Source organism: Nitrospira sp. BLG_2 (assembly GCF_049222245.1).
This window is the reverse complement of the sequence record NZ_JBLYIG010000437.1, coordinates 1-7384: the sequence shown is the minus strand read 5'-3', so window position 1 is coordinate 7384 and position 7384 is coordinate 1. Positions and strand designations below refer to the sequence as shown.

The following is a 7384-nucleotide window of genomic DNA, read 5'->3' as shown; positions in this document are numbered from 1 at the left end:
ATGGGTCGTCTGCTGCATGATCGCGCCATTAGAGTGGCTGATGATCCAGATGCTCAACTCAAGCTGCTAATAGAAGCCCGCGAATTGTTCAGGCTTGGCTTCCGCGCCGCCATGAAGCGGAACCAAACGGTGGAAGAGCTGGAAAACGCAATCGAAATCGCCTTTCTGCAGCGAACTTCATACCTTCGCCGTCATTCCCAAGCGATGGGTGGTCGAGCGTTCCTTCGCATGGCTCGAGAAATGCCGCAGACTCTGCGTTGGATCGGATTCAGCCATTTTGAAGCCGACGAATGCGCGACAGTACCGGAGTGGCAACAACTGGCTCCGAAATCGGAAGTGGTGTGTAGTGTGGTAGGCAAGATGGTGAGCGTGGACGATTGTTTGGCGCTTCGCCCAGCCAAAGGGATGACAGACGGCGAGGTGCTCGAGACCGGAAGATACCGCTTCCGCTTTCTCGCGACGCCGCATGTTCCTCATTGCTGGGAAGCGGGATTGATGTTCGAAGAAACGGAACGGACACTTCTGTACTCGGATCTCTTTCATCACGACGGGGACGTCGAGCCGATGACGGAATCGGATATCATCGATCGATGTCGTAAAACACTGGTGGGCTATCAGCAAGGTCCATTGGCGAATTACTTGCCCTATTGTTCGCTGACGGAGACGACGCTGCACCGGCTAGCAGCGCTACAACCGAGGCGGCTGGCCACCATGCACGGATCTGTTTATGTCGGGAACGGAAGCGAAGCGCTTCACAACCTCGCCGCTGTTTGGCGAGAAGTCCTCAGCCCGCAGTCATAAGCTGAACTGATCGGCTGAGTAGTATCGCATGGGCAAGAACATCATTATCTGTTCGGACGGTACAGGAAACACATTCGATAGCCGTGTGACTAACGTGACGCACCTGATCGAGTGTCTGGCACTGGACAACCATAAACAGCAAGTGGCGGTATATGACCAAGGTGTGGGCACGAGTGTGTATCGCTGCAGTAAGGTCGATGCATACAGGAACAGTCTCAAAGACAAAGAAGCCCTGCGCGTTCTGCCGCCCCCGCTCGAATCAAGATTCCGGCCAAAGGCGTGGCTCGACCGTGGACGTGGGCTTCTCTTTGGGTACGGTCTCAAGGAGAACGTTCGCGAAATGTATCGAGAGTTATCGGACCTGTATGAGGGACCCGACGATCGAGTGTTTCTGTTCGGCTTTAGTCGCGGCGCCTTCACGGTGCGCGCCTTGGCCGGGCTGTTGTACCGGTGCCAACTGCCGCAGTATGGGGTCGCCGACTTCGACGCACGTTTCAACCGAGCGTGGGAACTCTATGAGCCGATGCTTGGGGATGAGACAGCGACCATGCGGTTCCGTACGGAGCAGCGATGGTGTCCCATTCATTTGCTTGGCATTTGGGATACTGTGAAATCCTATGGCGGGCTTAACCCTGTCATGTTGCCGCATCTTCGCCACAATCCCATCGTGAAATATGTTCGTCATGCCCTTGCGCTGCACGAACATCGCGCGTGGTTCCAACCCACGACGTGGGGATTGCTCGATTTGGATAGGGAAGGAGCCATGACACGACTCAAGAAGGAGGACCTCCGGTCATACGAGCAGCAAGATATTGATGAGGTGTGGTTCGCCGGCTGCCACTCCGACATCGGTGGCGGAGATAATGAAGAAGTTACTGCGAGAATCGCTCTGCGTTGGATGTTGGGGGAAGTCGTAAATATCGATCAAGGCATCAGATTGAACGATAGAGGCAAGGCATTGCTCGCAGAAGGCGATCCGTCCGAATCGCCGGAGATCCATGATGTATGGAATCTCCGCTGGTGGACCATGGAGCAGGTGCTTAGGAAGGAGATCGACAATAGCGGCATGTATCCCGTCAAGAAATGGGCGTGGGGGAGCAATGGAAAGCGAGAGCCCGCAAAGCTGCGTCGATGCGACGGTAAGGTTTTCCTGCACTCGACTGTCGATAGTACACAGTTGATTCCGGGCAGGATAGAACACCGTCACACTAAGTCATTGCCGAAGGAGTCTGACAGTTCCGTGGACTGTTGAGGGTAAATGCGTGTTTGTTAAAAGGACACGGGCATATCTCTCAGCCGGTCACAATCTATGAGGAGCAGCCTGTGTTTCCAAATATCCCAAACCGGCGCCGCTTCTGGGAAAAGTTGTCAAGTAAGGTGGGAAATGCGAAATGATGCCTGCTATTATGCCACGCGGTGATACCTAAAAACGAAGAGCTAGGTGCTCTCACCCTGTGTTCGGCAGAACCGCTTCTTGCCTCTCCTCTCGTCATAGACCTACCCGTCTCAAAGAAGTAGAATGTCCATGTTGAGTCGATGCGCTAGCCTCTCCCCAAAGTAAATCCAAGGGCTGCTGACAGGGGAGGCGAAACATTGTTAAGTCACTTACGCCGAAACAGGAGACATGAAGATCACCGTAATCGGAGCTTCGGCCGGTGTAGGACTCCACGTCACGCGGCTTGCCCTTGAGAAGGGGCATGAGGTTACCACTTTGTCGCGACGGGTTGTTCCACTTCCAGATCACACTAAGCTGAAAAGGGTGCAGGGTAGTGCGACAAGCCCAAATGATGTACGAGCCGCAGTGGAGGGAGTCGACGCTATCCTGGTGACGCTCGGCGTGAAAAGCCCCTTCGCCACCACTTTGTTTTCAGATTCGGCGCGCGTCTTGTTGCGCGTCTTACAAGAAACCGGTTCCTCTGCCACTCTTATCGTGCTCACCGGATTCGGTACGGGCGACAGCTGGGACTACAACTCGCTTCCCATGAAGCTCTTGTTTACACTGCTGCTCAAGAAAGTCTATGCAGACAAGAGTGAACAGGAGCGGCTGGTAGCCGTTGGGTATCCCCGCTGGGAAATCGTGCGGCCGGGCCGGTTATCCAACGGCGCAATGACGGACCACTATCGCGTGCTGGACGAACTCGTGAACGGCATGCGGGTGGGCGCCATTTCCCGTGCTGATGTGGCGCATTTCATGCTGGCACAGGCGGAGCACCCGACGTACCTGGGCAAGTACGTGACGCTTACTTACTGACACCCATGCAGGAGAGTGCGGGGTAAGTATCGGGAATCTTCGTGCAGCACGCGTCCGATTCAGAGGTGTCCATGCCGATGTACTGGCAACTAAAGTATTGGAGGAAGGACGACCGCGAACGGGCGATCGATCATATTTCAGCCTTGCGGAGTCACATCGCTCAGACGGTGCCGCGCAGGACGGCTTCTAACACCCTTCTGCTTGCCACGTGGAATGTTCGCGACTTCGATTCGAACAAGTTCGGGCAAGGCCCGCGACTTGCCGAGTCATTTCATTATATCGCCGAGGTGGTGGCTGCCTTCGACTTAGTCGCCATGCAAGAGGTCAATGAGGACATGGGGCCTTTCGAGAAGGTAATGGACCTGCTTGGCCCGTCATGGCGCTACATTGCCACGGACGTTACTGAAGGGCCCTCCGGAAACGGCGAGCGGATGGTGTTTTTGTTCGATTCGAACAAGGTGCAGTTCAAGCACATCGCGGGCGAAATCGTTCTGCCCAAGTCGTCCCTTGTCGATGGCGGACATCAGTTCGCCCGCAGTCCCTTCCTTGTTAGGTTCCAATCCGGTTGGTTCAAGTTCAATCTCTGCACGGTCCACCTGTACTACGGCGATGACTCAGGGGAAGGGTACACGCGACGCGTGGCGGAGATCGACTCGATTGCAAAGTGCCTGAAGAAACGGGCCGACGAGGATGGTCAAAACTATATTCTTCTCGGCGACATGAACGTGGTCAATCCCGATGACGAGACGATGAAAGCGCTCAAGAAGCACAAATTCATCCTCCCGGCTGACTTGACGCTGGATAACGACCAACTACGCTGGACCAGTAATATGGGCAGAAATAAGCATTACGACCAGATCGCGTTTCTGGTCCGCAAGGGTGAGCTGGAGCTCGGGCCGAGTGAACACAACGCGGGAGTGCTGAATTATTATAAGGCCGTCTACACGGAGGATGAGGCAGAAGCGTACTTTCCGCTCGGTAAGGCGAACGGCAAATGGCCGGGCACCCCGGCCAAGCGGAAGACATATTTTACCGAGGAGTGGCGCACGTGGCAGATGTCAGACCATGTACCTCTGTTCATTGAGCTGCGTATCGACTTCACGAAGGAGTACCTGAAGCGAATTCGCGAGGGCGACTAAAGACAGTTACTCACGCGAAGAAAGAGAAAGAAAACCCTCTCAGGTGGACTGCGATGCGGGTTCTCGTCTTGGAACGATCCGTCCTTCTTCCAGATCTTGAAGATCCGACCACGCGGTAATATCGGTGCGTGATGGATCGATGGCGGCCAGATATTTTTTGAACCGGGCCGCGCTTTCAGGTGAACTCGGCCCTCGCGCCAACAGCTTCCGGTTCCATTCTTCCAGCTCGGCAGGTTCGTGAGTTTTTGCTGTTTGCTCAAGCCATTTCACGACTCCCTCATCGGTCGAATTGACTTTCACCGCGATCGTGAACTGATCGCTGGTAATTCCGGCAAACTCCATCAGCCGTTCGTCAATTGGACAAGGATAGATATATTCACCTTCCGTGCCTGCGAGCGCAGCGCGACATTTGTCGATCATGCGGGCCAAGTGGGCGTAGCCGGCCAGTTTGAATCGCATGCTACGCGGAAAATCTTTGCGCAGATCCATCGTTAGAGTAATTTGTGGTTTTTGAAAGTCATGCCCTTCACGACGACCTGGCCGTTTTCGTAGGCAATGATCCGCCTGGTCGCCGGAAGGTCCGACGAGCCGACGCGGATATGGGTGTCGGTAAAGCTTTCTACGTTGGTCAGTTTGCCGTCGGTCGGCGAATAGTAATAGACCGTGTACTTGGTCGTGAGATTCTTCTGGTCCTGTGTGACGCCGCTCTCCTCGACATTGATCGTAAAGGCAAACGGGTTCATGCCGGGATGAGCCATCTTGCGGTTGATCTGTGTGATCCGATTGTCCTTGATCCGGTAGTATGAATGAGAGCCATGGATAGTCAGTTTCGTGCCGAACGGATGACCGTCTTCCTCCATCGTCAAGGAATACTTGCCGTCGGACTCTTCGAAACTCCGTGGTCCACGATGGACCGCAATCATGCCCAGCTGCTCTTGCGCCCATTTTCGGATCTCGTCATCGTCCAGCTGAACGGATACTTCGCGAGGGCCCTTCACGATGACGGGACCGCTGGTTTCTTTCCCGCTCACATTTACGGTGAGGTCAGCCGTAAACCCTTTAAAGTCTTTTTGCCACCGTGCGGTCCTTTCGAACGCTCGACGCAGTAGATCGCGCGCCTGGGGATCATCGGTGACGGTCGAAGATGCTGGTGTATGTTCCATCATAGATCTCCTCTTAAGAAACGTATCGACGACATATAGTTATACCGGTGCATGCGATCGCACTCAATAGTGAAATCCCCTGAACCGGCGGCTTCCGGCGGATTCTATATATGCGCGAGGAGCCTTTCTGTGATGCATTGCAGGTCAGCGCAAGATTCGATATTCAAAAAACATCATAATTCTGATATACTTCGGCAATTTTATCCTGGGTATTCGACCACAGGAGCCCTGACCAGGCAGTTACCCTGTGTTGAGGAAGGATGGCATGGAACGACGAGCTGCTTCGCATACCGAAGAAGAAGAGATGAATCAACGCCGCAAACTCTTGAATGCGGCAAGACGAGGCGACACGAAAGCCATCAGCAAGCTGTTCGAGCTCTATCAAGTACGTGTGCTCAGCGGAGATCAACTGGCCAAGGTCAACCGCACGTCCGTCTACATGACTCCAGTGAAGCACAACAGCAAATCAAAGGCTGCCGAGAAAAGTGAAAAATCAAGCGCTTCAAAGGCGGCAAAAAAATCCGGCAAGGCCTCTAATAAGATGGCTGTCAAGAAAGAGCCGACAAGCACCCCCAAAAAATCGGCCAAGAGCACACCAAAACGTTGATAAAACAACGAAAGGTTTGGATTACTGCACAGCCACTCTGAGTCCACCTCCCGCCAGTTTAGCCGCAATATCATCCGCCTGTTCTGTCGATCCGGTGTAGACGATGGCTTCCCCATCATGATCGATCCTATAGGCCAACTCGAACGCCTTGGTGGAGGTCATGGCGGGAATAAACCGGCAAAACAGCTCGATCACTTGTTGATAGGTGTGACAATCGCAGTTGTAGACGACGACTCGAGACTCAAATCCGGTTCCCGAACCGATTTGCACGTCCTCGGTAATTTCCGGAATTGTCTGTGGCGTGGAAGGTGTCGGCATTGAGCGGGGCTTCTAGATCCGGCGGAAACTACCCAACTCTGAGTCGCCGGATCGCATGCAGGGACTATACCTTATCCATGTCAATCACTTCGGTTGCGTCCCATAGGTTTTTCAATTCGGCGTCTGCCAACTCCTTCTCTCGATCCGCTTCAGTTTCTTCTCCAAAGGTTCGTCGCGACGGTGCCGATGTGGCGTCCGTGTGTCTGTCCTCCGCGGCCGATGCGATGATTGTTTGAGGACGGCGCCGTTTCTTTGATGGATCCATGTTGACCGGCATGAGGTTCCTCCCGAGAATTTTATACTCTTCTCTCATTGTGAGCGTCTTGTCAATCGGCGAAAGATGCTTGTGTGTTGTATGTTGATGCGCTGGATCTCGTGGCCCATTCAGAACAGATGCTCTGCCACCGTATCAGCGTAGCGCCGACCCAAGGAAGTCAGACGTATCCGATCGTGATCGGCATCGAGCAGGCCCTTCGAAATAAGGTCGTCGATCTGATGGTCTCGTTCCGCGGTTGTAACGGCTTTTCGAGGGACACCACGAAGAAGACGCAAGCCGAACACAAGGGCATCTCGCTGGCGTTCGGATGGCGAGAGGATTGTGCGGTCGGTCGTCGGTAGACGGTTGTCGTTCAAGCATTCGGCATAGATTTCGAGATCCGCTATATTTCCAAACCGGATTCCGTGGAGATAGGACTGCGCGCTGGGGCCGAGTCCAAGATACTCGCCACCGGTCCAGTAGAGGAGGTTATGGCGACAAGCATAGTCGGGTCTTGCATAATTGGAAATTTCGTAGCGAGAAAATCCCGCTTCGCCAAGAAAATGCTCTGCCGCTGCTTCCATGTCGATTTGAAGCACTTCGGCAGGTGGCCGGACAAGATCGCGAGCAATGTCCTGAGCGAGCCTTGTATCTTTTTCAATGGTCAGCGCATAGCAAGAGATATGCGAGGGGGCCAGTGTCATGAGCGATTCCAAGGTATGCATCCAATTTTGCAATGATTGGCCCGGCAACCCATACATCAGATCGAGATTGATATTCCCGAATCCAGCGCTGCGCGCGGCCTGGACTGCCGCCGCGGTATCTTGCACTCGCCCAAAACGACCAATG

9 protein-coding genes and 1 pseudogene are annotated in these 7384 nt (G+C 54.1%); 5 read left to right on the top strand and 5 right to left on the bottom strand.

Annotated elements, in window-relative coordinates; all coding sequences use genetic code 11:
* Nucleotides 1-169: 169 nt before the first annotated feature.
* The 4 genes and pseudogenes from ACOSYY_RS12015 to ACOSYY_RS12000 all read left to right on the top strand — a co-directional run.
* Nucleotides 170-253, top strand: a pseudogene (locus ACOSYY_RS12015) (IS5/IS1182 family transposase); the annotation flags it as partial.
* 576 nt (nucleotides 254-829) lie between these two features.
* Complete coding sequence (locus ACOSYY_RS12010; RefSeq protein WP_421662632.1) at nucleotides 830-2053, top strand: T6SS phospholipase effector Tle1-like catalytic domain-containing protein; 1224 nt, start codon at nucleotides 830-832, stop codon at nucleotides 2051-2053.
* Nucleotides 2054-2425: 372 nt separating this feature from the next.
* Nucleotides 2426-3052, top strand: a complete 627-nt coding sequence (locus ACOSYY_RS12005; RefSeq protein ID WP_421662631.1) for an NAD(P)-dependent oxidoreductase — start codon at nucleotides 2426-2428, stop codon at nucleotides 3050-3052.
* A 77-nt stretch (nucleotides 3053-3129) separates the two neighbouring features.
* Nucleotides 3130-4191 carry an endonuclease/exonuclease/phosphatase family protein gene (locus tag ACOSYY_RS12000; protein ID WP_421662630.1) on the top strand — a complete coding sequence of 354 codons (1062 nt, stop codon included), beginning with the start codon at nucleotides 3130-3132 and terminating at the stop codon, nucleotides 4189-4191.
* 39 nt (nucleotides 4192-4230) lie between these two features.
* Here ACOSYY_RS12000 and ACOSYY_RS11995 read toward each other — a convergent pair whose 3' ends face one another.
* Nucleotides 4231-4680, bottom strand: coding sequence for a DUF5069 domain-containing protein (locus tag ACOSYY_RS11995; protein ID WP_421662629.1), 450 nt, complete (start codon nucleotides 4678-4680; stop codon nucleotides 4231-4233).
* A 2-nt stretch (nucleotides 4681-4682) separates the two neighbouring features.
* A complete protein-coding gene (locus tag ACOSYY_RS11990) occupies nucleotides 4683-5357 on the bottom strand; it encodes a DUF3386 family protein (RefSeq protein WP_421662628.1) in 675 nt (224 codons plus the stop codon).
* A gap of 301 nt (nucleotides 5358-5658) precedes the next feature.
* On the opposite strand from ACOSYY_RS11990, the gene ACOSYY_RS11985 reads away from it, so the two are divergent.
* Nucleotides 5659-5961 carry a hypothetical protein gene (locus ACOSYY_RS11985; protein ID WP_421662627.1) on the top strand — a complete coding sequence of 101 codons (303 nt, stop codon included), beginning with the start codon at nucleotides 5659-5661 and terminating at the stop codon, nucleotides 5959-5961.
* Between the two features lie 21 nt (nucleotides 5962-5982).
* Here the strand turns inward: ACOSYY_RS11985 and ACOSYY_RS11980 are convergent, their stop codons facing one another.
* The 3 genes from ACOSYY_RS11980 to ACOSYY_RS11970 form a co-directional block, all read right to left on the bottom strand.
* Nucleotides 5983-6279 (bottom strand): ATP-dependent Clp protease adaptor ClpS, encoded by a 297-nt coding sequence (locus tag ACOSYY_RS11980; protein WP_421662625.1) that lies wholly within the window; start codon nucleotides 6277-6279, stop codon nucleotides 5983-5985.
* Between the two features lie 64 nt (nucleotides 6280-6343).
* Entirely contained in the window at nucleotides 6344-6556 is a 213-nt protein-coding gene (locus ACOSYY_RS11975) for a hypothetical protein (RefSeq protein WP_421662624.1), read from the bottom strand.
* A 107-nt stretch (nucleotides 6557-6663) separates the two neighbouring features.
* Nucleotides 6664-7384 (bottom strand): coproporphyrinogen-III oxidase family protein (locus ACOSYY_RS11970; protein ID WP_421662623.1); only part of this gene is annotated, 721 nt, incomplete at its 5' end.